Annotated in this window: 28 protein-coding genes; 17 read left to right on the top strand and 11 right to left on the bottom strand. The window is 50.1% G+C overall.

The features are described from left to right. Positions 1-71 precede the first annotated feature (71 nt). From NT239_08260 to NT239_08250, 3 genes are all read left to right on the top strand, one after another. A complete protein-coding gene (locus NT239_08260) occupies positions 72-1,718 on the top strand; it encodes an EAL domain-containing protein (GenBank protein XGA69798.1) in 1,647 nt (548 codons plus the stop codon). Positions 1,719-1,797: 79 nt separating this feature from the next. Then, positions 1,798-2,244, top strand: coding sequence for a translesion error-prone DNA polymerase V autoproteolytic subunit (gene umuD / locus NT239_08255; GenBank protein XGA69797.1), 447 nt, complete (start codon positions 1,798-1,800; stop codon positions 2,242-2,244). Further along, positions 2,241-3,512 carry a Y-family DNA polymerase gene (locus NT239_08250; protein ID XGA69796.1) on the top strand — a complete coding sequence of 424 codons (1,272 nt, stop codon included), beginning with the start codon at positions 2,241-2,243 and terminating at the stop codon, positions 3,510-3,512. The genes umuD and NT239_08250 overlap by 4 nt, the downstream gene beginning before the upstream one ends. A 57-nt stretch (positions 3,513-3,569) precedes the next feature. Here the strand turns inward: NT239_08250 and NT239_08245 are convergent, their stop codons facing one another. Further along, the gene (locus tag NT239_08245; protein ID XGA69795.1) at positions 3,570-4,865 is read right to left on the bottom strand and encodes a tryptophan--tRNA ligase; all 1,296 of its coding nucleotides are present in this window, start codon (positions 4,863-4,865) and stop codon (positions 3,570-3,572) included. A gap of 145 nt (positions 4,866-5,010) precedes the next feature. Between NT239_08245 and rlmF the strand changes: the two genes are divergently transcribed. The 3 genes from rlmF to NT239_08230 all read left to right on the top strand — a co-directional run bounded on the left by rlmF (position 5,011) and on the right by NT239_08230 (position 7,224). After that, positions 5,011-5,955 (top strand): 23S rRNA (adenine(1618)-N(6))-methyltransferase RlmF, encoded by a 945-nt coding sequence (gene rlmF, locus NT239_08240; protein ID XGA69794.1) that lies wholly within the window; start codon positions 5,011-5,013, stop codon positions 5,953-5,955. Positions 5,956-6,036: 81 nt separating this feature from the next. Next, entirely contained in the window at positions 6,037-6,315 is a 279-nt protein-coding gene (locus tag NT239_08235) for a hypothetical protein (GenBank protein XGA69793.1), read from the top strand. A 171-nt stretch (positions 6,316-6,486) separates the two neighbouring features. Further along, on the top strand, positions 6,487-7,224 hold the full coding sequence (locus tag NT239_08230; protein ID XGA69792.1) for a carbonic anhydrase family protein: 738 nt from the start codon (positions 6,487-6,489) through the stop codon (positions 7,222-7,224). Positions 7,225-7,282: 58 nt separating this feature from the next. On the opposite strand, the gene NT239_08225 is transcribed toward NT239_08230, so the two are convergent. Further along, complete coding sequence (locus tag NT239_08225) at positions 7,283-7,777, bottom strand: hypothetical protein (GenBank protein XGA69791.1); 495 nt, start codon at positions 7,775-7,777, stop codon at positions 7,283-7,285. A 211-nt stretch (positions 7,778-7,988) separates the two neighbouring features. On the opposite strand from NT239_08225, the gene NT239_08220 reads away from it, so the two are divergent. Continuing rightward, entirely contained in the window at positions 7,989-8,591 is a 603-nt protein-coding gene (locus NT239_08220; protein XGA69790.1) for a purine phosphorylase, read from the top strand. Positions 8,592-8,993: 402 nt separating this feature from the next. Here the strand turns inward: NT239_08220 and NT239_08215 are convergent, their stop codons facing one another. The 3 genes from NT239_08215 to NT239_08205 all read right to left on the bottom strand — a co-directional run bounded on the left by NT239_08215 (position 8,994) and on the right by NT239_08205 (position 11,740). Continuing rightward, positions 8,994-9,578, bottom strand: coding sequence for a cell wall hydrolase (locus tag NT239_08215; GenBank protein ID XGA69789.1), 585 nt, complete (start codon positions 9,576-9,578; stop codon positions 8,994-8,996). Positions 9,579-9,797: 219 nt separating this feature from the next. Beyond that, positions 9,798-11,168, bottom strand: coding sequence for a peptide MFS transporter (locus NT239_08210; GenBank protein ID XGA69788.1), 1,371 nt, complete (start codon positions 11,166-11,168; stop codon positions 9,798-9,800). 191 nt (positions 11,169-11,359) lie between these two features. Next, the gene (locus NT239_08205) at positions 11,360-11,740 is read right to left on the bottom strand and encodes a hypothetical protein (GenBank protein ID XGA69787.1); all 381 of its coding nucleotides are present in this window, start codon (positions 11,738-11,740) and stop codon (positions 11,360-11,362) included. 212 nt (positions 11,741-11,952) lie between these two features. Between NT239_08205 and NT239_08200 the strand changes: the two genes are divergently transcribed. Next, positions 11,953-13,260: a hemolysin family protein gene (locus NT239_08200; protein XGA69786.1), complete on the top strand. Its 1,308-nt coding sequence runs from the start codon at positions 11,953-11,955 to the stop codon at positions 13,258-13,260. A 111-nt stretch (positions 13,261-13,371) separates the two neighbouring features. Continuing rightward, on the top strand, positions 13,372-14,568 hold the full coding sequence (locus NT239_08195) for an MFS transporter (GenBank protein XGA69785.1): 1,197 nt from the start codon (positions 13,372-13,374) through the stop codon (positions 14,566-14,568). On the opposite strand, the gene NT239_08190 is transcribed toward NT239_08195, so the two are convergent. Then, a complete protein-coding gene (locus NT239_08190; GenBank protein XGA69784.1) occupies positions 14,565-15,677 on the bottom strand; it encodes a diguanylate cyclase in 1,113 nt (370 codons plus the stop codon). The two genes, NT239_08195 and NT239_08190, sit on opposite strands and share 4 nt — an antisense overlap. 309 nt (positions 15,678-15,986) lie before the next feature. Beyond that, positions 15,987-16,748 carry a molybdopterin-binding protein gene (locus tag NT239_08185; GenBank protein XGA69783.1) on the bottom strand — a complete coding sequence of 254 codons (762 nt, stop codon included), beginning with the start codon at positions 16,746-16,748 and terminating at the stop codon, positions 15,987-15,989. Positions 16,749-16,904: 156 nt separating this feature from the next. Between NT239_08185 and NT239_08180 the strand changes: the two genes are divergently transcribed. The 6 genes from NT239_08180 (at position 16,905) to NT239_08155 (ending at position 21,089) form a co-directional block, all read left to right on the top strand. Further along, positions 16,905-17,249, top strand: a complete 345-nt coding sequence (locus NT239_08180; protein ID XGA69782.1) for a hypothetical protein — start codon at positions 16,905-16,907, stop codon at positions 17,247-17,249. Positions 17,250-17,306: 57 nt separating this feature from the next. After that, positions 17,307-17,795 (top strand): MarR family winged helix-turn-helix transcriptional regulator, encoded by a 489-nt coding sequence (locus NT239_08175; protein ID XGA69781.1) that lies wholly within the window; start codon positions 17,307-17,309, stop codon positions 17,793-17,795. Positions 17,796-18,050: 255 nt separating this feature from the next. Further along, positions 18,051-18,566: an NUDIX domain-containing protein gene (locus NT239_08170; GenBank protein XGA69780.1), complete on the top strand. Its 516-nt coding sequence runs from the start codon at positions 18,051-18,053 to the stop codon at positions 18,564-18,566. A gap of 16 nt (positions 18,567-18,582) precedes the next feature. After that, a complete protein-coding gene (locus tag NT239_08165; protein ID XGA69779.1) occupies positions 18,583-19,317 on the top strand; it encodes a hypothetical protein in 735 nt (244 codons plus the stop codon). A gap of 77 nt (positions 19,318-19,394) precedes the next feature. Next, a complete protein-coding gene (locus NT239_08160) occupies positions 19,395-20,747 on the top strand; it encodes a chloride channel protein (protein XGA69778.1) in 1,353 nt (450 codons plus the stop codon). 63 nt (positions 20,748-20,810) lie between these two features. Further along, complete coding sequence (locus NT239_08155) at positions 20,811-21,089, top strand: peptidylprolyl isomerase (GenBank protein ID XGA69777.1); 279 nt, start codon at positions 20,811-20,813, stop codon at positions 21,087-21,089. 79 nt (positions 21,090-21,168) lie between these two features. On the opposite strand, the gene blaOXA is transcribed toward NT239_08155, so the two are convergent. The 4 genes from blaOXA to NT239_08135 form a co-directional block, all read right to left on the bottom strand. Beyond that, complete coding sequence (gene blaOXA / locus NT239_08150; GenBank protein XGA69776.1) at positions 21,169-21,951, bottom strand: class D beta-lactamase; 783 nt, start codon at positions 21,949-21,951, stop codon at positions 21,169-21,171. 77 nt (positions 21,952-22,028) lie between these two features. Continuing rightward, entirely contained in the window at positions 22,029-22,262 is a 234-nt protein-coding gene (locus NT239_08145) for a TIGR02450 family Trp-rich protein (protein XGA69775.1), read from the bottom strand. Between the two features lie 15 nt (positions 22,263-22,277). Then, entirely contained in the window at positions 22,278-22,799 is a 522-nt protein-coding gene (locus NT239_08140; GenBank protein ID XGA69774.1) for a GNAT family N-acetyltransferase, read from the bottom strand. A gap of 25 nt (positions 22,800-22,824) precedes the next feature. After that, positions 22,825-23,835 (bottom strand): extracellular solute-binding protein, encoded by a 1,011-nt coding sequence (locus NT239_08135; GenBank protein XGA69773.1) that lies wholly within the window; start codon positions 23,833-23,835, stop codon positions 22,825-22,827. Positions 23,836-24,042: 207 nt separating this feature from the next. On the opposite strand from NT239_08135, the gene NT239_08130 reads away from it, so the two are divergent. Together NT239_08130 and argH are read left to right on the top strand one after the other, a co-directional pair. Beyond that, entirely contained in the window at positions 24,043-24,756 is a 714-nt protein-coding gene (locus NT239_08130; protein ID XGA69772.1) for an rRNA pseudouridine synthase, read from the top strand. Between the two features lie 188 nt (positions 24,757-24,944). After that, positions 24,945-26,333: an argininosuccinate lyase gene (gene argH, locus NT239_08125; protein XGA69771.1), complete on the top strand. Its 1,389-nt coding sequence runs from the start codon at positions 24,945-24,947 to the stop codon at positions 26,331-26,333. Positions 26,334-26,371: the final 38 nt, after the last annotated feature.

The following is a 26,371-nucleotide window of genomic DNA, read 5'->3' as shown; positions in this document are numbered from 1 at the left end:
TTCTGTGAAATTACATTTTCATTTTTTTATGCTTGCAGGATAATGGGCTTATTTCCTTCAGGTTTGCCCGCATGTCACAGCCCGCCTGGTTTCGCTATGCGCAGCAATATCCCTATCTCTGCAGCGGTATCGTGGCGCTGCTGGGTTTTGCGCTCACTGTATTGATTTCAATGGTGTTGCTGCTCAACGGCTTATTTGCCGAGGCGAAGCACGATCACCAATTGGCCAGCGAAGGTTTGGCGCGGAGTAATCAAGAAATCGCGCAATCGCTGCAATTTATGCAAAGCCATGGCATGCACGATTGTTCCAAGCTTAATTTGCAGCTGATGCGCCAGCACCTGCTCACGCGTCTGCATATCCGTGCCTTAGGCTTTTTAAATGAGCGCGGACAGCTCGCTTGCCTCAGTAGTGAAGGCATATTCACGCCGCCACGTAGCTTGCCCGCAGCCGATTTTCAATTGGGTGCTTATCAAAGTTGGCATAATTTTAAGGTCTACACCCACCCCCACGCGCCTTTGCTGCTGATGAATATGGTTAGCAATGGCCATTTTGTCGCCTTGCTTGATCGCCAGCTCTCTGAGCAGATTTTGCAACTTCATCATGTCGACGCTATTTGGCTCGATCATCCTTCGCAAACTGCTGGGCAGGCCCAGATCATTTGGTCTGCGCCGCGTTTGCAAGACCAGCTGTTACCACCCTTATTGCCCGAATTGCGGCAATCCGAGCAGGGGAGTTTCTGGTGGCGAGTCGATTGGCCTATGCAGCGCTTTGTGCTGGGCAGTAATGTGCCGCAAACCGGTTATTTTGTGCAAAGTTATCTGGAGTGGCGCTCATTATTGTTAAAGCATCGCACATTACTGGCGCTGGTCTTGGTTTTGGCTGCTGGTTTGGCGCTGCTATTGGCGAGTTTTGTGAAAATTAAGCTCGATAAAGCCAATTTGCTGCCCAATCGCATCGCCCAGCTGTGTCATGCCGAAAATGTAATTTGCATGTACCAGCCGATTGTTGATTTACGCACGCAAAAAATCATCGGTTGTGAGGTCTTGATGCGCTTGCAAGATGGCGAGAATGTCCTCTTTCCCGATCAAGTGATTCCGCTGATTCGCGAGGCCAATTTAGCGTGGCAGCTCGATGCTGCCGTAGCACGCAAGGCGGTGTATGAGCTGCAGCAACATCTGCCGACTCATGCCGTACAGCCATTCAAAGTGGCGCTCAATTTCTTTCCTGAAAACATACGTTACCCTCGCTTGGCGCCGTTGCTGAACGAGCTGCACGATGAGCGTTTCTTGCTCAATGTAGAAGTCACCGAATATGGCATGAGTGATGAGCTATTTGCCGATGTAGAAGCTTTGCGTCGCGATGGCTATGTGATTTCGGTCGATGATTTTGGTACCGGCTATTCCAACCTAGGCACGGTGAAACGTTTGTCGCCAGATTATCTGAAAATTGATCGTTCCTTTGTGTGGGATATGGAGGACGCCTCTTTGCGCTCTAGCCTGATTCCAGAAATTATCGCGATTGCCGATGCGGTCGGGGCGCAACTGATTGCCGAAGGGATTGAAAACGCCAGCCAAGCCGAACGCCTCAAGCAACTTGGGGTGCAATTTGGCCAAGGCTATTACTTTGGCCGCCCGCAACCATTGGCTGAATTCATCCAACTGCTGCAAAAATCCTCGCTCCATGAATCGTCAGCTCGACTGAGTATGGCGTATGAGTGACAAACGGCAGATTAAAAACTGAAATTATAGAACGATCGTTCTATAATAAAGCTCTTGATATGGCATGAGGAATGCAATCATGAGCTTATTATTTGGCCCTTACCCAGCGCAGCCCAACGCCGCGCCATGCGCCTTGCCACTGATTGGCGTGGCGGTGCCGGCGGGATTTCCATCGCCCGCCGCCGATTGGGTTGAGGATAGGGTCGATCTAAATCGGCGCTTTATTACGCACCCCGAGGCGACTTTTTACTTTACCGTGGCGGGCGATAGCATGGTGAGCGCGCACGCCGAGCGCAGTATTCCCGACGGCGCTTTGCTGATTGTCGATCGTGCGCTTGCCGCGCAGCACAATGATGTGGTGGTGGCGGTGCTGGACGGCGATTTTACCGTGAAGCGCTTGTACCGCCGTGGCGCAAAGCTGGCGCTACTGGCCGAAAACCCAGCCTACACGCCGATTGTGCTGGGCGACGAGCAAGAGCTGGCGATCTGGGGCGTGGTGCGCGCGTGGGTGGTTGAATCGCGATGATCGCGCTGGTCGATGTGAATAATTTTTACGTGAGTTGCCAGCGTGTGTTTGAGCCACGCCTGAATGGCAAGCCGGTTGTCGTATTGTCCAATAACGATGGCTGCATTATCTCTCGCTCGCTCGAAGCCAAGGCGCTGGGCATTCCGATGGGAACCGCTTGGCATCAGGTCAAGGCACTTGCCCTAAGGCAGAGCGTGCACGCTTTTAGCAGCAATTACGCGCTGTACGCCGATATGAGCGAGCGCGTGATGCAAGTGCTGGCGCAGTTTAGCCCACAGCAAGAGGTCTATTCGATCGACGAGTGCTTTTTGGGGCTGGCGGGCATCGCGGGCGACTATACCGCGCTGGGGCAAGACATTCGCCGTACCGTGTTGCAGTGGACTGGTTTGCCAGTGTGTGTCGGCATCGCGCCGAGCAAAACCTTGGCCAAGTTTGCCAACCATCTGGCCAAAAAACGCAGCGAGCTGGATGGCGTGTGCGATTGGACTCGCTTCGATGCCGCGACGCAAAACCAGTTGATGAGCGAATATCCTAGCGAAGAAGTGTGGGGTATTGGTCGCCAGTTCTCTAAGAGACTAGCGCAGGATGGCATACATACGGTGGCCGATTTGGCGGCAAGTTGTGCGGAAACAATGCGCGCGCGTTATGGCGTGGTCGTGCAACGCACGATTGCCGAGCTGAACGGCCAGAGCTGTTTAGAGCTGGAAGAGGTCAAACCCGATAAGCAGCAGATTTTATGCTCGCGCTCGTTTGGCCGCAGTATTGAAATCGAACAACAGCTCGCCGAGGCGGTGAGCACCTATATCGCACGCGCTGCCGAAAAGGCGCGTAGCCAGCATTCGGTGGCGGGGAGCGTTGGCTTATTTATCCGCACCAGCCCGTTTCGCGACGGCGAAGCACAATATCGCCGCCATGTGGTGTTGCCGCTGGCGCAGCCGAGCAATGACACGCTGAAACTTACGCAGGTAGCCTTGTGGATGCTGGCGCGGATTTATCGACCGGGGTTTGCCTACGCCAAAGCTGGCGTGATGCTCGGCGATTTACAGCCCAATCATGCGATTCAGGGGCATTTATTTTTGCAAAGCGCCGATCCACTGAAGCGCGCGCAGCTGAACGCCACGCTCGATCAAATCAACCAACGCTGGGGGCGCGGCGCAATTCAACTGGCCAGCGCTGGTGTCGCGCCAACGTGGGGGATGCGGCAGAACAACTTGTCGAAATATTGGACCACGCGCTGGAGTGATATTCCGATTGCCAAGGCTAGCTAGGGTATTGCTCTGTAGCTAAATTTGGTATTCGGCTACAGGGCAATACATCAGGAGGGTTTATTCGGCGGTCAGTGCCGTCAGCGCGGCGGCAACGTCATCAAGGCTAATGCCGTCGGCTAATTTCACTGGCGCGTCGCTGCCCAGCGCGGCAACGCCCTCTTTTTTCAACTTGCCAACCCATTGGCCCGCGTCCTTGCCCGAAGCAAAACCGGCGCTGTCGAGCAGCAGTTTGCCGTGCGCATCGCTAAAGTTGAAATAGAATTGGCCATCGGCGAGGCGGAATTGCTTAAACACCGGCAGCGCCACTTTAACGGCTTTTTCTTTGACGGCTGGCAACGCGTTCATGCGGCGCAGGCCCACGGCTTCGCGCACTTCTTTCAACAGCGGGGCGGCAATCGCACGCGCTTTAGCTGCGCCGATTTGCAGTAATTCTTCGATCTGCTCTGGGTGCGCCATCAATGCCTGATATTTTTCGCGCATTGGGCCGACGTGGCTTTCGATCAGCTCGAGCAATTGTTTTTTCGCATCGCCCCAGCCCAAACCTGCGACCAAGTCAGCGCGGAATTTCGCGGCTTGTTCTGGCGTGGCAAATGCTTCGTAAATCGTGACCAAGTGGCAATCTGGGTCTTTCGGCTCGCCCGGCAACAAGCTGTTGGTAACGATGCGCGCAATCGCGTCTTTCAGCGCCTTGCTGCCGCCTTCAAACAGCGGAATCGTGTTGTCGTACGATTTGCTCATTTTGCGGCCGTCTAAGCCGGGCAAGGTCGCAACGTGTTCTTCGATATGCGCTTCGGGCAGCACAAACAGCTCTTTACCGGCGCCAAACAGGTGATTAAAGCGCGCCGCCACATCGCGCGCCATTTCGATGTGCTGAATCTGATCGCGACCCACCGGCACTTTATGCGGGTTAAACAGCAAAATATCCGCCGCCATCAAAATCGGGTAGCAGAATAAGCCCATCGTGATGCCGGCATCCGGATCTTCACCGGCGGCTTCGTTAATGTCGGTGCTGGCCTTGTACGCGTGTGCGCGGTTCATCTGGCCTTTGGCGGTCACACAGGTCAGCAGCCAGTTGAGTTCAGTCACTTCAGGCACGTCGGATTGGCGATAGAAAGTCACGCGTTCTGGATCAAGCCCGGCGGCCAGCCAAGTCGCAGCGATTTCCAGGCGCGAGCGCTCGATACGCGCAGGGTCGTCGCACTTAATTAGCGCGTGGTAGTCGGCCATGAAAAAGAAGCAATCGGTGTCGGCTGATTGGCTGGCCACAATAGCAGGGCGGATCGCGCCAACATAATTGCCCAAATGCGGAGTGCCCGTCGTCGTAATCCCAGTTAAAACACGCGTACTGCTCATCTTTCTACCCTTCACGAAGCGCAAAACAAAATAGCCGACAAGTCTAGCAGCAGCCCGCGTGGCTGTGTGTGTTTTGGCGCAAGAAGCGCGTGCTTTCTGCTGTTTTTCTGTTAGGCTGACAGCTTGTTTTGCGCCTGAATTTGCCATGAACCGCCCAAATCCAAAGAAAAAGCCCACTCGATCAACATCAGCGCCAGCCGCCAAGCTGCATCCGCGCAATCCGCACCAAGGTCGCTATGACTTTGCCGCGCTGATTGCGGCCAGCCCTGAGCTGGCTGCATTTGTGGCGAAAAATACCTATGGCGACGACAGCATTGATTTTGCTGACCCAAAGGCAGTGAAGGCCTTAAATCGGGCATTGCTCGCGCATTTTTATGGTATACGCGAGTGGGATACGCCAGAGGGGTATTTGTGCCCGCCTATTCCAGGCCGTGCCGACTATATACATACCCTCGCTGATTTATTGGCGAGCAAAACGGGCGACATCCCACGCGGTGACGCAATTTGCGGGCTGGATATTGGCGTGGGCGCGAATGCAATTTACCCGATGCTGGGGCGAGCAAGTTACGGCTGGCGTTTTGTTGGCTCGGACATTGACGCGGTATCGCTGCAAAACGCCGCGCAGATTTTTGCGAGCAATGCTGTGCTGAAAGACGGCTTGGAAACGCGCTTGCAAACCACGCCCAAGCACATTTTTAGCGGCATTATTGGGCCCGACGATTATTTTGATTTCACGCTGTGCAACCCGCCATTTCACGCCTCGGCGGCTGATGCGGCGGCGGGCAGCAATCGTAAATTACGCAATCTGGGTTTAGCCAATAAAGCGCAGCTGCAACCGAAGCTCAATTTCGCCGGGCAAAGTAATGAATTGTGGTGCGAAGGGGGCGAAGCGCGTTTTATTGGGCAAATGATCGCCGAGAGCGCGCAATTTGCCCGCCAAGTGGGTTGGTTTACCAGCTTGGTCTCGAAAAGCGATAATCTGCCACAAATTTATCGCGCACTAAAACGCGTGGGCGCGGCCGAGGTGCAAACGCTAGAGATGGCGCAGGGACAAAAAGTCAGCCGGATTGTTGCATGGCGCTTTGATTGAGTAAGGCGTATTTTGCGCTGGCAATATCGGCAAATATGACCTTAGATAGAGGTACTTCATCTCAAGCATCTGGGTGTCATCATGCAATTTAATGAAGTTTTACCCCTACATTTTAGTACCATTTCGCGCGACCCATTTCCCCACGTGTTAATCGAACGAGCCTTGCTGCAAATGGCAGAAGGCAAGCTCGATGGCCCCAAATTTCGTAATCAGGTGATGCATGCGGCTGGCTGGAAGCACAGCAATCTCACCTCGTTCGGTAAGTACCCGGAAGAAGCCGCCGCTGCTTTTAATCGCGTGCGCGAGGTGATGGTGGCGAATGAAACCCCGGAAACCATCCTGTCGGCACTCGGAAAATAACCCTGCTTTTCGGTTTGCATAAATAGACGGCGCGGAGTGTGTAATATTACCGTTTGTCAGTAAGGGAACTTTTTTTGGTTGAGCAGTGAACTTTGTAAGTCATACCCTTACAAAGTGTGGGTGAATTTAATTTTCACGCAATTCGATGACTTATAAAAAAGGATGCGATCAATGAAACAAACCAAACTATTCCAAGCTTTAGCGTTTTCTGCTGTTTTTGCGATGAGCGCAGTTCACGCTGCTGATGACAAGGCTGCTGCACCTGTAAAGCCTGAGCCGTATGCACTGGGCAAAACCATCACTAAAGCTGTTCAAGCTAGCGTAACGCCTGCGCAATCAATCGAAATTCTGAAAGCGGGTAACGAGCGCTTTGTGAGTGGTAAGTCATATCAATACGATTACAAAGCACAAGTAAAACAAACTGGTTTGGGTCAGTATCCATTGGCAAGTATCGTGGCGTGCATTGACTCACGTTCGGCACCAGAGCAAGTTTTCAACACTGGCGTGGGCGAAATTTTTGATGCCCGCGTAGCGGGTAACACGGTAAACGAAGATATCTTGGGCAGCTTGGAATTCGCGGCTAAAGTAGCCGGCTCACGCTCTATCGTTGTATTGGGCCATACGTCTTGCGGTGCGATCAAAGGCGCGTGTGATAACGTGAAAATGGGCAACTTGACTGGTTTGCTGGAAAAATTCATGCCAGCTGTGAATGCCACTAAAACCGACGGCGAACGCAACTCGAAAAACTATAAGTTTGTTCACGATGTAACGGTTGAAAACGTGAAATTCACGGTTGAAAAAATCCGTAAGATGAGCCCAGTGTTGAAAGAAATGGAAGACAAAGGTCAAATCAAAATTGTTGGCGCAATGTTGGATGTATCGACCGGTAAAGTGGATTGGTTGAAGTAATTGGCCTGCCGCTAACAAAAAACCCAGCATCACGCTGGGTTTTTTGTTAGTGGGGTATTTAAACGGGGGCTTTTTGTGGTCGTTGAATTTCATCGCCTAGTGCCGCTTCTGCCAAAGCAAGTGGAGACCAAGCTTCCTCACTCTCATTGATCGGCATGAATGATGATTTCTCAGGCGTGCTTATTTGCATAATGCCGCATATTCTCCATTGCTCCTCTATCCAACGCAGTTGGTAGCCTGTGTAATGAATCCAATAATGCTGATCTTCGCGTGCAACATGCCAGCGTAGCTCAACTGTGGCATGGTCGCTGCCGACAAAAACCTGATCCACAATCTCATAGTGGGCACTACGAAAGCCTTGCTGGTAATACCAGTCAAACAAGGTTTTGGTGGTTTGATAGAGCGGGTCGAATTCACTCCAATGGGTGATATCACCATTCACATTAGTCATAAATGGCATGCTAAATGTCGATGTCACGGCATCGACATTCAAAGATGAATATGCGAGCGAAAATTGTTCGAAAAATTCCGTGAGGGCTGCTTGACGATCCATTGCGATTATCCCTGCGCATCAAGTTATTCTGATTTGATTTTTATTGTAGGGTAGTTGCTAATTTTGGCTAGTAATATTAACAAACAATGAAATTATGTTGCAGAATTTTCCAATGGTTTGTGTTGGTGTGGCGTAATTTTAAATCCAAGATGGAAGAAGGGAAGGCGGTTAGAATGCTATTCTTGAATACTCCTATCTTGCTAGCAGACTAATGAAAATCGTCGTTGTGTTTCCCACTCGCACCGAGGCCCAATTTTTTAACCGCGAGGATGTCGAGATTGAGTTTTGCGGTGTTGGCTTAAGCTCAAGTGCGTATCAAACGAGTAAAATTATTGCTCGTCACCAGGCTGATTTACTCATTATGGCCGGTATTGCGGGCGTTTATCCAAGCTCTCAATTTCAAGTGGGGGATGTGGTGTTAGTCCGTAGTGAGCGTGAGGCTGACTTAGGCTTTTTCACTCCACAAGGATTTACACATTTGGCGGATTTAGATCTGGCAATGGATTTAAATGTAACGCGCTCTTGGGATTGTCCCTACCTGCGCGAACACTTGCCATTGCCGCATGCGCATAGCAATTCTTTGAATGTGGCGATGGCGCCATTTGCATCGGAGCAGGGTATCGATATTGAAAATATGGAAGGCGCAGCGTTTTTTCAGGTTTGTTTGGCCGAGCAGCAACGATTCTTACAAGTGCGTGCCATTTCTAATACAGTTCAGGTTAGTGATGAAGAATGGGATTTTGAGGGCTCAATTCGAGCACTAACTGTTGAGTTACATCGACTAATTGATCATGTCCTGCAACACGCCATCTGACAAGATCTGCCAACAATGCGGGGCAGCTTTTAGCTGTATGGCCTTGGTCGAGAATGAGATCTGCTGGTGTATGCATCTGCCTGCGGTATTGGCGGTGCCGGATCAAAATCAATTCAGCGATTGTTTGTGTCCGCGTTGTTTGGCTCAACGTGTTCAACACCAGTTGAGCAAAACTAATCAAAGCATTTGAAGTGCTCGTAATTAACGCGCATCAACACATATTTGCGCTGATTTAATTGCAGGCTATATGTGTCAGATTCTAATCCTTCTGCACGAAATAAATCTCCACCGCTATGGAGTAAGGTTGAGCCATTAGAGAGGCGAATTTTCTTACTCTTGAGCCCATCACAGTCCGCGTAGCTAACAGAGCTAGCAAGAATGATGAGGGCAAGCAAGGTGGGTTTAGCAATTCTTGAGATCATAAAACAGATGGCTTCCTACGCGCTTAACTCGAGTCACTCCAGGTGATTTGGTCCATTTAGGTTTTACATGCGTGGCATGGTAGAGCAGCGCTTTGCTGGGTTTTGCACCGTCAGCAATATATTGATCGACGATTGATTTCACTTGATGGAGTGCTTTTGCATCCATGCGCGCCGCGTTCGTCAGATTGCGTGCTGAACCTTTCTGATGTGTCCAAGAAAATTGTTTACGCTGATATACCACAGCTTGCACCGAATCGGGATAGCAGCTTGAAGCGACTCGGGCCATGGTGACGCCAAGAACTGCTTTGATGCCATGCGTGCTTTCACCCCTGGCCTCGTTAAAGGCATTCAGAATCAATATGTTGCGTTCGCTGTCACTCAGGCGAGTCTCTAATTTGGCCTTTTTTTTCGAAACTTTGCTCTTTTGTGACACATTTTGATATTCGCCAGCTATTTTACTGGCCAAAACCGGTTTAGAGCGAAGGCTAGTTTCTGCTGCAGGAATGATTTCACTCGCGGAAAATAGGGCCAAGCATCCAATGTATATTTGCTTCCAAGTCGACATAAGCTATTCAATGCATTTACCGCTCTGCAGTGTTCAAATCCGCTGAGGGCTAAGTTCATTAAAAGTGAATTGAAAACGCAAATTATCGTGGACGTACACTCAAGATGCTTGGACGTATTTCTCAATACCTTGAAGTAAAATTACCAATTTAAACAGAGGCATTTCCAATCTAGAGCCAACTGCGGCTTACATGGCGCCATTCTTGCGAGTGGAGTTCTACTAGTTCACACCATGCATGCGTTGTTGCAGTAGTTTGGTACTCAGCAATAGCAGTGCGCCAGCCACAAAAGACATTATTACGAACAACATAAAGAAATCGTTCAATGTTGCGATTGGCCAGCCTAGGAAATTTGGTGTTGGCTTTCCAGTCTCGGGGTAGAAGCCTGCCAGAATTCCGGCAAACCAATTGGCGGCGGCGGTGGATAAAAACCAAACCCCCATCAGCAAAGAGGCAAATTTTGCTGGCGATAGTTTATTGACCAATGATAAGCCGATCGGCGACAGGCACAGCTCGCCCATCGAATGCAGCCAGTACATAGCGATCAGCCACATCATGGATAATTTAATACCCGGAGCAACTTGTTTGACCCCTAGTGCAATAATCAAAAAACCCGCAGAAAGTAACAATAGACCAAGCCCCATCTTGGTAGGTGAAGCGGGTTCTAGGTCTTTTTTGGCTAGCTTCACCCAAAATTGCGCAAAAATCGGTGCAAAAACTAAGACAAAAATTGGGTTGAGTGCTTGAAACCATGAGGTTGGAACGGTCCAGCCAAATAGTTCGCGATCTAGGTTTTCATTTGCAAAAAAAGTGAGTGAAACCCCTGCCTGTTCAAAGGCAGCCCAAAAGAATATTACAAAAAATGAGATCACACCGATGACCAGCATCCGATCATAGTCAACTCGAGTGAGAGGGGCATTACGGCGCTGAGTTTGAGCTTTCGTTCTTGCCTCTGGTGCCATCCCAATCTGGTTGCCCAATGGATCGACCAAGTATTTTTTCTGGAAATAGCCAAACACCAGCATCGCAATCAGCATCCCCGTACCTGCGGTGAAGAAACCCCAGCGAAAGTCGGCTGGGTCTCCTGTGTCACCTAACGTGCCACAGATGAGCGGAGCAAAGAAGGAGCCGAGGTTAATGCCCATATAAAAAATCGTGTAGGCGGCATCTTTACGTTTATCCTGCGGGGCATACAACTGACCAACGAGCGTAGAGATATTGGGTTTAAATAAGCCATTTCCTAGAATAATCAGCCCTAAGCCTAGATAGAAAAAGGGAATAGCAATATCCAGTTGTGTATAAAACGACCCTGAAGCAAAGAGGCAATATTGCCCAGCGGCCATAAGTCCGCCGCCGACCATAATTGAGCGACGATTACCCCAGAAGCGATCGGCGATATAGCCGCCAATTAATGGCGTTAGAAAGACTAGCCCAGTGTATTGTCCATACAGCGCAGCGGTGAATTGTTTGTCGAATGACAGCGCTGACAACATAAAGAGGGCAAGTAATGCACGATTACCATAATACGAGAAACGCTCCCACATTTCTGTGGCAAACAATAGATACAATCCACCTGGATGTGACGTTTGCATACCCCTCCCTGACGCAATGCTAAAACAATCTATTTGTCATTTTTAAGAATCGGGTAAATTGTAACGGCAGGATGCGACTTGTGGCGTGAAATGTAATGTAAATTTGCGCAGAAGCTAGAAAAAACAAATAAACGGCTTATACAAATGCTAAGAGCGCCCTTGGCGCTCTTGTTATAGGCTGTTGGTTGCTCTTAATGATGAACAAGAGGACTGATTTCTTTCGGTCTTGCCTGCATTACCGCATGATGAACTGCATCATCTTGTAGACCGCGCCAGAATAAATGAGCGCCTAGTGCATGGCTATGATCGCTGACTTGTTGCCAAGCTTGAATCGCATCGTCGGCGTTTTCAAACATGACAATCGATTTGTGCGCCTCAATGGCCTGCGCCAAGGTCATCATGCCAATGTCGTTCAGGTAATTCACCAAGGTGGTTCTAGATTTTGTGGTGCGCTCGTCTGCGGCATCGTAAATCAGGACCAAGATGGCATCGTTCATTTGCTCGGATGCAAGTCGAACAAAATCAATGCGGGATGAAACTGTAATACGGCCTTTGGTTCTGCTATTGCCCATGATGCCCTCCATGCTGTGAGCGCGAAGTTCATACGCTTCGCTCTACTTTTGGTTTAGCAGTTGGCGCGACAAAGCCCAAATTTTTTCCGGTAAAACGACATGTTTTTCTTTGCTGCGCGGATTTAATTAGAGCTTAACAAGGAATCGCTATTGGAAGCGGCGATTACTCGTTATGCTATGGGTAAGAAAAGCTTTCGCGGAGCTGATTAAATATGGGTGTTTTGACGAGTTCAGTTTTCATCGGGGTGCTGATTCTGATCAGTGCGTTTTTCTCCATTTCCGAGATCTCTCTGGCGGCAAGTCGTAAATTGAAATTAGCGCAAATGCGTGATGAGGGGGATGAGCGAGCTGGCTTAGTCCTTGAGCTATTAGCTCAACCGGGGCATTTTTTTACTGCCGTGCAGATTGGTGTGAATGCAGTGGCTATTTTGGCCGGTGTTGTCGGGGAAAGCGTGTATTCACAGGCCTTCACTGGGCTATTTAGCTATGTTTTTTCACCTGAAACAGCGCTCACCTTGGGTTCGGCGGCGGCATTTTTGCTGGTTACAGGGGCATTTATTTTAATGGCGGATTTAATACCAAAACGGATCGGCATGGTGCTCTCTGAACCTGTTGCAGTGCGGATTGTGCGGCCGATTCTGTTATGCGTGAAATTACTCCGGCCCTTTATCTGGTTTTTTAATGGTTTGGCGAATCAAGTGATGAAGCTGTTTGGCCTACCCGAAGTTCGAGTTAATGACATCACCACCGACGATATTTTGGCGCTGGCCAATGCAGGCGCTTTAAGTGGCGTGGTGGCCAAACAAGAGCAGCAATTAATTGAAAACGTGTTCGAGCTGGAGGAAAGAACCGCGCCGTCCAGCATGACGGTGCGCGAGAGTATTATTTGGATCGATCGCCTTGAGTCTGAAGAGAGCATCAAAACCAAGATCCTCGCTAATCCACACGCCAAATTTCCGGTCTGCACTGGTCATATCGATCAGGTGATTGGTTATGTTGATTCGCAAGATATTTTGAATCATGTTTTGCGCGGTGAGAGTATTTCACTGCGTGGTGATGGTTTATTGCGTAATGCGTTAATCTTGCCCGAAACCTTATCTCTGGCCGAAATATTGGGGCAATTTAAAGCGGCGCGTGAAGATTTTGCCTTGATTATTAATGAATATGCTTTGGTCGTTGGTCTGATCACGATGAACGACATTACCGGCGCCTTGGTGGGCAATCAGGGACTGGCCTTGGAAGAAGAGCAGATTGTACAGCGTGATGCCAACTCATGGCTGGTGGATGGTATGACGGCGATTGGTGATTTGGAGCGTGTGTTTGGGATTGAATCTTTTCCCGATGACGATCAATACGAAACCATCGCGGGCTTTATGATGTATATGCTGCGCAAAGTGCCCAAACGGACTGATTTTGTTGTGCATGCGGGCTTTAAATTTGAGGTGGTCGATATTGATCACTATAAAATTGACCAATTGTTGGTGACCCGCTGCTTGGCTGATGGTGTTTCGCCTAACTAAATTAGTCTGGATATACGCCAGATGTGTATTGGTGCGCAGACTTTAATGGTATTTATTTTGCATAATATACCCCGCGACTTTTCGATGTAATCAAGCCGATTGTGGATAATCATGTCTCTCGCTCGTAATGAACTGGCTATGCTGATCACGCTGATGTTGGTGATGTTTATCACTATTTGTGATTTCATGATCATGATGCCACTGGCCTCTTATTTGATGTCTGAAATGCACATCAACACCGCCCAGTTTAGTCTACTGGTCTCTGCCTATTCCTTGGCGGCGGGCGCCTCCTCGTTATTGGCGTCTTCGATCGCCGATCGCTTCGATCGTCGCCATTCGCTGTTATTTTGTTTCGCTGGTTTAACACTCGCTACCTTAGCGTGTGGTTTGGCTGGGAGCTATGTGAGCTTGTTACTCGCACGGGTTTTGGCGGGCATTTTTGGCGGAGTGATTGGCTCGATTTGTCTCGCGATTGTCGGCGATATTATTCCGCCCGAGCGCCGTGGCCAGGCTATGAGCTGGGTGATGCTGGGGTTTTCGCTGTCTGCGGTAGCAGGAGTACCAATTGGCTTGTGGATCGCGGCCCATTATGGTTGGCGAGTGCCGTTTATTGCTTTAAGTCTTATTTGTGTCGCTATCGCGATTGCCATCGTGTTGTGGGTGCCAGCAGTACGGGCGCATTTAGCCTCTTTGAATCGGCACGCTACGTTCGTTGAGAGTTATCGCGAATTATTATCAGAACAGAATCATTGGTGGGCGGTGGGGCTTACTGCGATGCTGATGGTTTCTGGGTTTTTGGTGATTCCCTTTATTGCCCCGACAATGGTGGCCAATGTGGGTATTTCGCCGCATGACCTGATGTATGTCTATTTGGTGGGTGGGGCGGCTACGATTGTGAGTCGGCCGATCATTGGGTGCTTGAGCGATCGCTACCCCAAGGTGAAAGTTGTTAGTGGTCTAATTTTATTGAGTTTTATTCCGATTGTGTTAGTCACGCAAAGCTTGCCTTTGGCTTTGCCATGGCATTTGTTGTTCTCGATTTTGTTTTTTGTCTTTGTGAGTGGGCGCTTTATTCCGGCGACGGCCATGGTCACTGCGGCAAGCTATCCGCATTTACGTGGGCGATTGATGGCGTTTAATTCCGCGATACAAAATTTTGCTTCAGGCGCGGCCTCATTGGCAGCAGGACTAATTCTGACGCAAGGAGCTGACGGTCGTTTGGCTAATTATGCTTGGGTAGGGTTGCTGAGCTGTTTCGCAGGTTTACTGGCGATTGTCGTGGCGAAAAAAATTCAAGCGATCTCTTAAGCGCTAGTTGGTGATGTGTCATGAGTGTCACCCTCGGCACTGTGGTGACGTGATTTAAACGCATTTTTCATGATGTACATATTGGCATCGGCTGCACGTAATAAGGCTTCAGGGGTCATGGCTTGTCCGGGGATGGTTGAGGCGCAGCCGATGCTGAGTGAAATGCATTCCTCTCGCTTTAACATTTCTTCATAAAGCCGGCGCATAAAGATTTCCTCGGCCTGTTCACGACTGCAGTTGGGTAGCAAGACGCAGAATTCGTCACCCCCATAGCGAAAGCAGGTGTCTTCTTCGCGGGAAACTTGCTCAATGGCATCGGCAACAAAGCGTAAGATTTCATCGCCACGCTGATGGCCGTGTGTGTCATTAATGAGTTTGAAATCATTGATGTCGATGTACGCTAGCGCAAGTGGTTCGTGTCGACGATCAGCTTGTCGCAGCGCTTTGGTGAGCGTTTCCGAGAGTTGACGCACATTTAATAAGCCAGTGAGGGGGTCGGTACGAGATACCTCTTCAAGCTGTTTGGTGCGTTCCCGTACCTTTTCTTCGAGAGCACGAGCATATTGCTCTGATTTGTTTTTGGATGACTCAATTTCAGAGACCAAGCTGCGAATATAGGTTTCAAATACCAGCGCAATGTCGAACATCATCAGTTTTTCTAGGGCTTGTAGGGTTTGTTTGCGCCGCATATCGTCTTGAATTGAATCACTGATAAGTTGCGTGAGTAACTCTTTTAGCGTGTGTATTGCCGCGAGATAGAGTTTAGGTTCAACGCCAATCCGTTTGTGGACAAGCCCAATTCGTAGCCGATTATTAACATACTCAAGGTCGTAAACCCCGCTAAATAAATCAAGCACGTAGCGGCGTTGTGCCGAGCGAAGTCGATTCAGTGTGTCTGCATCACCGATCAACAGAGCGATCTCAGAAACACTGGTTTGTGACTCGTAAAATTGATTAACGACGTGATCAATTTGCAATTCGACCGTGCTGTGAAACTGCACCAAGATTTCGATATCAGCTCGATTGAGGCCAAATAATGTTTTTCGATGATCAATATCGAAATCAGAGATCCTCATTTGCTCGAGTAAAGTTTGGTCAGTTTGTTTCATTGCTCACGAGTTGATACGAGGAATTAGTGGTTCCTTATTTATATTCAAAGAAATGCACGAAAACAATTTTAGTTTTAGCTGCTTAAACGAAAGTTTTAGTAAGAAAGGGTGCTCTTGGGTGTATTCGCATCTGGACCAATGATTAATTGATCTTTAGCGCTATACGCTGGGTATGTATCTGCGGCTAATTAGCTAAGCCAATTTTGTGGCGCGCAATGTGATGCAGTTTGATGAACTAGTTGATATACCCGCTTAAGTTCGCGCTGCGACCAATCAAAAGCGCCCAGCGAATCTCCTCGGCTGATGGGGTCAAGCCGCGGTCTGTGGGCTACTGGTAAACCATGTTAAGCCCGCTGCATCCAATTGTGCGCAGAGGTACTGCATCGCCGCTTGCGCGGCATCTGGTTCGCCGCTAGTGCTAAATTCAATATGCGGTGTGGCGTATCTGGCGTTGCCAAAGCTGGGCAGGCTGCTAAAGCCAACTGTTGGATGAGCCGCCACCAAGTCCTGCATTAGCCCAACCAATTCACCTTCGCGCGCGTCGGGAACAATAATGCTGCAGACGTGCTGTGCTTGGCCGTCGGTGAAATGGGTTTGCAAGACCCATTCCATCATTGGCCACGCCATATTGGGAAAGCCTGGCAGCAGTGCATGCTGGCGAAAAAATGCGCCCGCCACTTGGTTGATCGGGTTGGGAATTAAGCTACTTCCTGCGGCAAAATCGGCCATCTGAATGCGATGCGGAAAAGCTTGCTCGCCGTATTTTTCCTCTATCAAAGTCGCGGCATCGGGGTGGCGCTGTAGTTCAACACCAGCCGCCTCGGCTAAAGCAAGCCGAGTATGGTCGTCCGGCGTGGCACCAATGCCGCCAAATGAAATGACATTGCTGTTGCTACTCAGCGTGTCGCGAAAGGCCTTCACCAATACGGCTGGTTCATCGGGTAAATAGCACACCCCCGTCAGTTGATGGCCATGCTGTTGCAATGTTTTGAGCGCCACGGCGAAGTGCTGGTCTTGTCGCCGCCCGCTCAGGATTTCGTCACCAATGATAAACACCTGAAATTGCGCCATTTTGTCTCATCCCATTGCCTAAATGCGAATGGGCATTGTGACACTTCTCGCCATGCCTTGCTATGAATTAACCATTAACTTGATTCGCCCGTGTTGGTTCAAAATCGGCGTAAAATGCCGCCATCGGCTTTAGATTACTTTTACAGGCAAAACGGGATGACTACGCGCATTTTATTGATTCAGCTACAACCGCACTTAGTGCCCACGATGGATGAAGCCAAGGCACGTGCGGCACTGCAAGCCTTTGCCGATCAGCCTTTGGTGATTGCCCATCGCGTCACCGAAGGTGAGGAAAATGGCGCGTATATTAATTTTGAATATAAAACCAACGATCTGCCGGCTTTATGGCATGAGTGCCAAGAGCGGATTTACCAAAACTCATTGCTCGCATTCCAATTGCAACGCGCCACAATGACTATCGCGCAAGGCGATGATGGTTGGGAAGATTGCTTTGTGCTGCATCACTTTGACCCTGCAACCGAGGTCGACGAGATCGATTGAGTGGGTGAGTTGGGCTGGTAATTATTTTTGTGCAAATGTATTTGATGTGGGCAAAGCATGACAAACAAAGCGCTATCGGCACTCGAACTCGATGTTGAAGTCTTAAAGCAATTTCGCGTGGTGTTTAAATCGGTTCGCAAGCACTTTCAAGCGATCGAGGACGAGTTAGAGATCAGTGGCGCGCAACTTTGGGCATTGCATGAGGTTGTTAGTTCGCCAGGCATTACCGTATCTGGCTTGGCAAAAGCGATGGCCCTACATCAATCAACCACCAGTAATCTGGTCGAAAAACTGGTCTCCTTGTCGTTAATCGAGCGCAAAAAATCATTGGAAGACGCGCGCTCAATCCGTTTGTATCCCACCACTAGTGGCCTTGCCAAACTCGATGGGGCTCCGGGTCCGGTTAAGGGCTTGTTGCCCGATGCACTTGCCCGCTTGCCGTATGCAACGCTGCGTGATTTACACCAAAACCTTGCCTTATTGCTGGAAAATATGAGCTCGCTGGAATTGGATGCGGGCGAAAAAACGCCGCTGTCTGATAGCTAGACGGTGCGCCGTGTTGTTGCAAAATTGCACAAATAAACATTTGTACAAATGTTTTTGTGGGCTAGGGTTGCTAATGACGGCATCATTGAGGGCACGCAGTGTCTCATTATGAGCTGCTTTGTGGCTTGGCTCTGATATTGGAGCTTTACTTATCCAAGCTCCTCATGGTTTTCATCATGTGGCCAGCGTCGACGTCGATTGCGCTTGCTCAGACCTGATTTGAGTCGTTGAGGTAGACCAAATTGCGCTTATCGCATGAAATTACTAACGACGATTGTTCATTCATCTATCCACAATATTGACCGCCGAATACTAAACCGGCGTTCGGTCCGTGCCGTGATTATGCAAGGCGGACAAATCTTATTGATGTATTCGGCAAGGCATAATGATTACAGTTTGCCAGGGGGAACCGTCGAGCGTGGTGAGGATTTAATCGCGGCGCTCAGGCGAGAGTTGCTGGAAGAAACTGGTGCTTATGAGGTCCATGTCGAGCAATACCTCGGTTATGTTGATGAGTATCGACCTAGCCCACGTGCAAAATTTGATGTGATGTTTTTGCGCTCTTATTGTTACCAGTGTCATATCAAAGCGGATTTAAGCGCTGCACAGCTAAATCCACGCGAGATCGCAAATGGCTTGCAAGCAGTTTGGATCGATCTTGCGCAAGCGATTGCGCACAATGAAAAAATGATTATAAGTTCGAGCGACAAGCTCGGTATTTCTATCCAAAGGGAGACGTGGTTGCTGAAATATATACAGGCAACGATTTAACTCAAAAGGTGAATGTATGATGAGAGTTGGCTTAGTTGGTTTTGGGCGTGCGGGGCGTGCCGTTGCATCAATTTTGAACGCGGATCCAAGGCTAGATTTGAAATGGGTTGCGCACCGTAACCATCACCAACGCCAATTTGCCGAGGCGTTCCCTGTGTTGAATATTCGCTCGGCACAAGATTATGAAATCCTCTTTCAAAATCATCCCGTTGATTACATCGTCGATTTCTCTAGTCCAGATAGCATGCTCGACTATGGCACCATTGCCGCAGCGCTTGGTATCAATATTCTATCTGCCAATTCAAATCATACCGAAGAGCAACTCGACTTTGCCCGGCAATTGGCCGATAAAATCGTGGTGATGTGCAGCCCAAACATCACGGTGGGAATTAATTTTTTGATGATTGTGGCCAAAGCTTTGCATCAAATTGCTCCTAATGTGGATATCGCTGTGTTGGAAGAGCATTTCAAAGAAAAGCCCGATGTCTCGGGGACCGCTAAGCGGCTGGCGCATGAGCTCAATGTCAGTGACGTCACTTCATTGCGCTTGGGCGGCGTGGTCGGTCATCATCAAGTGGTGTTTGGCTTTCCATATCAAACGGTACGATTTATTCATGATTCAATCAGTCGGGAAGCTTTTGGCACTGGCGCAGCCTATGCTTTAACGCTGATGGAAAAACAAACTCCGGGCTTTTATCGCTTCGATGAGCTAATGCGTAAAGAAATTGCCCATCTAATGCAGGCTGCATAACTCATGCTCAGCGCAACACTCCACCTCAGGGGTGACAAGTTTCTCCATTAACGATGGCCCTAAAAGGCTAATGGCAAATGATTCGGCTACACGAAATAAGCGCCAAGTTGCTCGATATTCCGCAAAAAACCAAAACCACCTTGCTGTTCTGGTTGGGCGCTGCACTAGTGGGCATTGCTGCCGTTACTTTGGCTGCGGCGGCCGATTGGGCGGCAAATGGGTTTCATTGGATACAACGGCGCTGGTGGTGGGCGCCCTTGCTATTGGTGCCTGCGGGTGGCGTATTGATCACTTGGATCATGCATCGCTGCGGCCCGGGCGCGAATGGCAGTGGAATTCCGCAAGCGAAAGCGGCGCTGCAGGCGTCAAATCATCCTTTGGTCACACGGCATTTACTGTCTTTACGCATTGCCGCGATGAAGGCGCTGGGCATTATTTTGGGCTTGTTTAGCGGCTTTGTACTGGGACGAGAGGGGCCTACCGTTCAAATTGGCGCCAGTATTATGTATTCGCTGCGCCAACTGTTGCCGCACGATAGCGCCGAAATGCGCCGACAGCTCATTCTCGTCGGTGGCGCGGCGGGTATTGCCGCGGCCTTTAATACGCCCTTGGCGGGAATCGTGTTTGCCTTTGAAGAAATGGCGCGCTCGGTTGAGGAGAAAACGTCGGGCAAATTACTCGGCGCGGTAATCTTGGCCGGTTTAGTGTCCTTAGCGATTGAGGGTGACTACATCTATTTCGGTCGTATCCATGCTCCGGCGTTTGTGTTTGCTAGCAGCGAGCTGATTCCCGTTGTATTGATTAGTGTGTTATGCGGCTTAATGGGCGGTGCTTTTGCTTGGCTGTGTCTCAATATCAAGGTGTGGCTGCCTATCCCAGTGCAAATCTGGCAAAAGAAACGCCCGTACGCTTTTGTTGCCGCGTGCGGGTTTTTTATTGCTGTCTTGGGCATGATAGCGCCGATTCATGGCAGCGGCGCCGAAGTCACGCGGGCCGCCATTGAAAATCATCAATCGTTGCCGTGGTATTTTCTGCCGCTGAAATTGCTTGGCTTATTAGCTACATTTTTAACTGGCCTACCCGGCGGGATTTTTGCGCCATCGCTGGCGATGGGCGCAGGCGTTGGCAGCTGGTTTGCGCCATTTTTTGCCGCCAATGTCACGGTGAAATTGATGGCGATCGGTATGGCGGCGATGCTGGCCGCGGTGACCCGCGCGCCGATTACGGCCGCGATTATTCTGATGGAAATGACCGATGGCCATTCGATGGTGATTTCAATTATGGTCGCCACGATGATCGCCTCGACGGTGGCGCGGCGCTTTAATGCCAATCTGTACCATGAGTTGGCTGAGCGTGCTTTGGCGCAGTTAAAACTTGGGGAAGTGGACGATGCGCCCGCCAAGCGGGCGAAGGATCATGACGTAGCTTGAAAAAACGCGAACTGCCTGCATCTAGCCATTTTCACGCATAACGCGTCATTTTGGAGTTTTCCCATGGTTCAAGCCACTGCCAGCCACTTGCTCGTAAGTACCGAAGCACAATGCAATGCCCTGAAAGAGCAAATCCTTGCTGGTGCTGATTTTGCTGCGGTTGCCGCAGAACATTCTAGCTGCCCATCTGCTGCACAAGGTGGCGCTTTGGGTTCATTCGGCCCAGGCATGATGGTGCCAGAATTTGATAAAGTCGTTTTCAGCGCGCCATTGAATGAAGTGCAAGGCCCAGTGAAAACGCAATTTGGCTACCATTTGCTGGTCGTAACTAGCCGCGGCTAATTGATCGCTGCAAATTGCCGATCCATGGGGTATTTCATTCTGGGCTTGTTTGAATCTAGCCTAAAAAGAAATACCCTTTTTATTTGAGTAGGCCGTATAGCCGCAAATTCGCTTTGGCAATCTCTAACCTAAGTGGCAAAGCCTTCGCATCGGGCGCATCCATATTCAGCGCAAAGCTATAGACCTTCCCGCCTTGCTCAACCCAGCCTACAAACCACCCAATTGAAGGTTGTTTGCTGCCGCTCCAACCCGTTTTGCCGTACAGCACCCAATCTTTACCACGCTCAAGTTCGCTAATGTCACGCACTGCTGCCTGCTGCACGGCTGGATAAGGTAACTGACCTTGCGCCAAGCGGGCTAAAAATTGGCTTTGCTCAATTGCGCTGATTTTTAGTGTGTCGTTAATCCAAAATTCGTCGACCTGCGTGCCGATTTCGGTGTTGCCATAATTTAAGCGGCTAATATGGCGCTGCATTTGGCCGAGGCCCACTTTGCGCGCTAGCTGTTGATAGGCGGGCAGATTAGATATTTTAATCGCCTCGCGCAGCCCCATATCGTGTTCCCAACTTTTTAGATATTTCGGCTGGCCGTCGTGGCGATAAAACACCTCGTCGACACTGCTGACCGCGCCGCTGGCTAGGCCAATCAAGCTATTGGGGATTTTAAAGGTGGATGCCGGTGAAAAACGTTGCGCCGCGCGCTCTGGATTATGAGCGACCCAGCGTTGTTGGCTTAGGTCGTACAGCACAAAAGTGCCGGTATGCTCGCCAAATGCCTTGGCCATCGCGGGGGAGGTTTCTAGCTCAACGGCATGAGCCGTGGTGGCCAGAAAACAAAATAATAGCGTGATCAATCGCAGCATCGCTCGTTCGCCAGCAAATCAAAACGCCATTTTGCCTGAGCTAGCCGCTAGAGCTGCCGGTAATAATGCCGCCTCGTTTACAGCCAGCCGCTGCACCATTGGGTTTCATCGGCCAGCTCGCTCCAATGCAAAGTGAAATGGCGTTTGCTGAGCACCGCTTCGAGCGTAACTTGCTCGACTTTTTGCGCATCGTCGGCGTTGTACGTGACCTTTACGACGATAAAGTGCTTTTCCCGCTGCCGCGGCTCGACGGCCGTCCATTTGGTATTGGCGAGTTTTTTCGGGTGCCAGCTGCGGTGAGGATGGGTCATCACAAGATCTCTATCTTAGCCATCGACGGGTAAGTCGGGGGTTGCCAAGGTTTTTTGGTACAGGGCTAAATCAAGCCAGCGCCCGAATTTAAATCCCACTTGAGGGAGTATGCCGTTGCAGCTAAATCCCAGCTTCTTGTGTAATGCAATACTGCCATGGTTATTGGTGTCGATTGCGCCAATCATCGTATGTCGGCCATCTTGCTCGGCCGTGAGGATGAGTTGGCTGAGCAGTTGCTCGCCTAGGCCTTGACCGCGACAATCTGCCGCGACATAAATCGCATGCTCAACCGTATATTTAAATGCAGGGAAAGCACGAAATGGGCCGTAACTGGCAAACCCCATCAATACACCCTGATCATTTTCGATGCCCAAAATAGGGTATTGTCCAGCATGTTTGTTAGCAAACCAATTGGCCATATCCGTCATGCTACGTTCTTGGTACTCGTATAGCGCGGTTGAGGTACGAATGGCATCATTGAACATGGCCAGCATCGCTGCGGCGTGCTGCTCATAATTACATTGGATCAATGGCATAAAGGTTTAGTTACCATCAGACGAATTATTTTTTATGTCCGCTTACAACCCGCGACCATAAATTAGAGCGCTCGGTTGCATTTTCCACCGGCTCCAGCCAGATGAGTTTGCGGTGATCGACATTGTGCTGCGATTCTTGGCGGGTGTTATTCAAGCCTTGCTTGTTGATTAATTGCTGGCTCATTTCTTTGTTGAGCGTGAAATTAATCCATTGATGCGCGAGCTCCATATTTTTGGCTCCTGCCAGAATCGCCCAACAGTCGAGCCAAGCTAGCGCGCCTTCCTTTGGGATGATGTAGGCAATATCCGCGCCAGCTTTTCGTAAGGACATCACTTGTTGATGGCCAAAATTAGCGTGAATTAAAGCGATCTGATTATTGGTGAATAAGCGAGTCGCTTCCTCTGGCGTATTGTAGAACTTAAATACATTTTGCCGCAGATCGACTAGTTTTTTCGTGCTATTGGCGATTTGTTTGTCGCTGAGCTGAAACGGATTTGAGTAGCCCAGTTGCATCGCGGCCAAGCTAAAGTTGTGCGCGCTGCCATTGAATATCAGGACTTGATCCCGATAGGTGGGATTCCATAATTCGCTAATCGATTGTGGCGGAGATTTCACTAGCTTGCGGTTATAAATTAGGCCCATTTCTGAGTAGGTGTAGGGCACCGCATATTGCTGCTTATTACGCGATAAGCTGGCAATTTGCCGAAAGCGCGGCAGTTGATATTTAAGATTAGGAATCTGCTTGGGATTGATGGCCTGCACTAAACCTTGGTCGATAAAGGTTTGTAAAATTGCAGTGTTCAGCGCGATCACATCGTAATTTTGGCCTTTATTTTTGCTGGCTTTCAGCCACAGCTCGTCATCGCCGCCCACAATGGTGATTTCAAGCTTCGCATCATACTTTGCTTCAAATTGGCGTACTTGTTCGGGCTCGGCATAGCCAGGCCATGATAGAACCCGCAAAACCTGGGCGGCATTTGCGCTCAAAGCCAGCAGGCTTAGGCAGATAAAACTCAATAGGCTGTGCAATCGCACGCTCGTCCCTTTTGTTCGCTGCGCAGGGCGCTTACAGCGAGAATGACATTGTTCTAATATAGCGCTTAAATTTCAAACGCTTAAATCTCTCCTGAAGCTGCGCATTCTCCGGCTTTTTGCGTTTGATTGCAAAAAAACAGCACGGCGCTCGAGCAAGAATTACAATGGCGTCCTTGCGGTGAACTGTTTGTTGTTAAAGGCTGAAAAATGAAAAAAACCTCTTTAGATCGTATTTTACAAAGTCAGGGATTTGGCTCGCGCAAAGGCTGTCGCGATCTGATTGAAGAGGGCGAGGTGAAAGTCAATGGCGAGCTGGTGACCAAATGGAAAACCGAGTTCGACCCCGAAGGTTTGCAGTTCACGGTGTTTGACGAAGAGTGGCAATACCGCGAAAAAGTGTATTTGGTACTGAATAAACCCAGCGGTTACGAGTGCTCGCGCAAGCCCACGCATCACCCTGCGGTGCTGACCTTGCTGCCAGAAAATATGGAATGGCGCGATGTGCAGCCGGTGGGGCGTCTCGATCACGATACGACGGGTATGTTGCTGCTGTCGGACGACGGCGCGTTTATTCATGCGCAAAGCTCACCGAAGCGTCATCAACCAAAAACATATGTAGCGACGACGGCTGAGCCAGTCACCGACAAGCTGGTGGCCGAACTATTGGCCGGCGTGCAACTCATCGACGAGGACGCGCCAATTGCAGCGGTGTCGGCGATTAAACGCGGCGACAATCAAATCGAAATCGTGCTCGAACAGGGTAAATACCACCAAGTGAAACGCATGCTCGCTGCCGCCGGCAATCATTGCGCCGCTTTAACGCGGGTGGCGATTGGCGATTTGCAATTGGCTGATTTGAATTTGGAATTGGGCGAGTGGCGCTTTTTGACTGAAGCCGAATTACAGATCCTTAATCGCTAAGAAACTATTGGGTATTGCTCGCTGATTCTTTTTGATATTAATTCAGGGGGTAATACTCCGGCGGTGTATCCTCTTTGAGGATGTTGCCGCCTATTGTCCCCTTCCGCAGAGCGACATACTCTGCGCTGCCCAGCAGTTTTCCCGTATAATCGGCGCTGTTTTCTTATCCTCTTTCCGGAACCCCCGCAATGTCTGATTCCGCCAATAAAACCTGGTCTGGCCGTTTTAACGAGCCTGTTTCTGAGCTGGTTAAACGCTACACCGCTTCGGTCTTTTTCGATAACCGCATGGCAGAAGTCGACATTCAGGGCTCATTGGCGCATGCCGGTATGCTCAATCAAGTAGGCGTATTGTCAGACGAAGATTTGCGCGCGATCCAAGGCGGCATGGCCGATATTCTCGACGATATCCGCGCCGGTCGTTTTGAGTGGAGCTTGGATTTAGAAGACGTTCACATGAATATCGAGCGCCGCCTGACCGATAAAATCGGCGACGCTGGTAAACGCCTGCACACTGGCCGTTCGCGTAACGACCAAGTGGCGACCGACATCCGCCTGTATCTGCGCGGTGCGATCGACGTGCTGCTCGGTTTGGTGCGCGACTTGCAGCGCTCGCTGGTCGAATTGGCCGAAAAAAACGCCAGCACCGTGATGCCCGGCTTTACCCATTTGCAAGTGGCGCAGCCAGTGACGTTTGGCCACCATATGCTCGCCTACGTTGAAATGCTCGGTCGCGACGCTGAGCGTCTGGCTGACGCGCGTAAACGCGTCAACCGCATGCCTTTGGGCTCGGCGGCGTTGGCGGGTACGACTTTCCCAATCGATCGTACGATTACCGCTAAATTGCTCGGCTTTGAAGGCATTTGCGAAAACTCGCTCGACGCGGTGTCAGATCGCGATTTCGCGATTGAATTTACTGCCGCTGGCGCACTGATCATGACGCACTTGTCGCGCCTGTCAGAAGAATTGATTTTGTGGATGAGTCCACGTTACGGCTTTATCGATATCGCTGACCGTTTCTGTACCGGCTCTTCGATCATGCCGCAAAAGAAAAACCCTGACGTGCCAGAGTTGGTGCGCGGTAAAACCGGTCGTGTAAATGGTCATTTGGTGGCCTTGCTCACGCTGATGAAAGGTCAACCACTGGCGTACAACAAAGACAACCAAGAAGACAAAGAAGGCCTATTTGACACCGTCGACACGCTGACCGACACATTGCGTATTTACGCCGATATGATGCGCGGCATTACCGTGAAACCAGAAGCGATGGAACGCGCAGCCAAGCAAGGCTTTGCGACTGCGACCGACTTGGCTGATTATCTGGTGAAACGCGGCCTGCCATTCCGTGACGCACACGAAGCCGTGGCGCTGGCGGTGCGTTACGCCGAAGAAAAGAAAAAAGATTTGGCGGATCTGACGCTGGTTGAACTCAAATCATTCTCGCCATTGATCGAAGACGACGTACAGCAAGTGCTGACCTTGCAAGGCTCGCTCGACGCGCGTAATCACGTGGGTGGCACTGCGCCATTCCAAGTACTGGTGCAAGTGGCGAAATGGCGTGAGCGTATCGGCGGTTAAGCGCTAGGAACGTTGCGAAATAAAAGCCTAACTTCGGT

The sequence above is a fragment of the Chitinibacter sp. SCUT-21 genome (assembly GCA_041874755.1).
In the GTDB taxonomy this organism is placed as follows: domain Bacteria; phylum Pseudomonadota; class Gammaproteobacteria; order Burkholderiales; family Chitinibacteraceae; genus Chitinibacter.
The sequence above is the reverse complement of the archived record's forward strand: the minus strand, read 5'-3'. Positions and strand labels throughout refer to the sequence as shown.

Bases quoted from the DNA above. Each gene is read 5' to 3' on its own strand.
- NT239_08225 (XGA69791.1), bottom strand. From the start codon at position 7,777: ATGGATCGTCAAGCAGCCCTCACGGAATTTTTCGAACAATTTTCGCTC.
- NT239_08175 (XGA69781.1), top strand. From the start codon at position 17,307: ATGACAAACAAAGCGCTATCGGCACTCGAACTCGATGTTGAAGTCTTA.
- blaOXA (XGA69776.1), bottom strand. From the start codon at position 21,951: ATGCTGCGATTGATCACGCTATTATTTTGTTTTCTGGCCACCACGGCT.
- NT239_08140 (XGA69774.1), bottom strand. From the start codon at position 22,799: ATGCCATTGATCCAATGTAATTATGAGCAGCACGCCGCAGCGATGCTG.
- NT239_08190 (XGA69784.1), bottom strand. From the start codon at position 15,677: ATGAAACAAACTGACCAAACTTTACTCGAGCAAATGAGGATCTCTGAT.
- NT239_08180 (XGA69782.1), top strand. From the start codon at position 16,905: ATGACTACGCGCATTTTATTGATTCAGCTACAACCGCACTTAGTGCCC.
- NT239_08210 (XGA69788.1), bottom strand. From the start codon at position 11,168: ATGCAAACGTCACATCCAGGTGGATTGTATCTATTGTTTGCCACAGAA.
- NT239_08155 (XGA69777.1), top strand. From the start codon at position 20,811: ATGGTTCAAGCCACTGCCAGCCACTTGCTCGTAAGTACCGAAGCACAA.
- NT239_08130 (XGA69772.1), top strand. From the start codon at position 24,043: ATGAAAAAAACCTCTTTAGATCGTATTTTACAAAGTCAGGGATTTGGC.
- NT239_08245 (XGA69795.1), bottom strand. From the start codon at position 4,865: ATGAGCAGTACGCGTGTTTTAACTGGGATTACGACGACGGGCACTCCG.
- rlmF (XGA69794.1), top strand. From the start codon at position 5,011: ATGAACCGCCCAAATCCAAAGAAAAAGCCCACTCGATCAACATCAGCG.
- NT239_08165 (XGA69779.1), top strand. From the start codon at position 18,583: ATGATGAGAGTTGGCTTAGTTGGTTTTGGGCGTGCGGGGCGTGCCGTT.
- NT239_08195 (XGA69785.1), top strand. From the start codon at position 13,372: ATGTCTCTCGCTCGTAATGAACTGGCTATGCTGATCACGCTGATGTTG.
- NT239_08250 (XGA69796.1), top strand. From the start codon at position 2,241: ATGATCGCGCTGGTCGATGTGAATAATTTTTACGTGAGTTGCCAGCGT.
- NT239_08145 (XGA69775.1), bottom strand. From the start codon at position 22,262: ATGACCCATCCTCACCGCAGCTGGCACCCGAAAAAACTCGCCAATACC.
- NT239_08160 (XGA69778.1), top strand. From the start codon at position 19,395: ATGATTCGGCTACACGAAATAAGCGCCAAGTTGCTCGATATTCCGCAA.
- NT239_08230 (XGA69792.1), top strand. From the start codon at position 6,487: ATGAAACAAACCAAACTATTCCAAGCTTTAGCGTTTTCTGCTGTTTTT.
- NT239_08170 (XGA69780.1), top strand. From the start codon at position 18,051: ATGAAATTACTAACGACGATTGTTCATTCATCTATCCACAATATTGAC.
- NT239_08260 (XGA69798.1), top strand. From the start codon at position 72: ATGTCACAGCCCGCCTGGTTTCGCTATGCGCAGCAATATCCCTATCTC.
- umuD (XGA69797.1), top strand. From the start codon at position 1,798: ATGAGCTTATTATTTGGCCCTTACCCAGCGCAGCCCAACGCCGCGCCA.
- NT239_08215 (XGA69789.1), bottom strand. From the start codon at position 9,578: ATGTCGACTTGGAAGCAAATATACATTGGATGCTTGGCCCTATTTTCC.
- NT239_08220 (XGA69790.1), top strand. From the start codon at position 7,989: ATGAAAATCGTCGTTGTGTTTCCCACTCGCACCGAGGCCCAATTTTTT.
- argH (XGA69771.1), top strand. From the start codon at position 24,945: ATGTCTGATTCCGCCAATAAAACCTGGTCTGGCCGTTTTAACGAGCCT.
- NT239_08200 (XGA69786.1), top strand. From the start codon at position 11,953: ATGGGTGTTTTGACGAGTTCAGTTTTCATCGGGGTGCTGATTCTGATC.
- NT239_08185 (XGA69783.1), bottom strand. From the start codon at position 16,748: ATGGCGCAATTTCAGGTGTTTATCATTGGTGACGAAATCCTGAGCGGG.
- NT239_08205 (XGA69787.1), bottom strand. From the start codon at position 11,740: ATGGGCAATAGCAGAACCAAAGGCCGTATTACAGTTTCATCCCGCATT.
- NT239_08235 (XGA69793.1), top strand. From the start codon at position 6,037: ATGCAATTTAATGAAGTTTTACCCCTACATTTTAGTACCATTTCGCGC.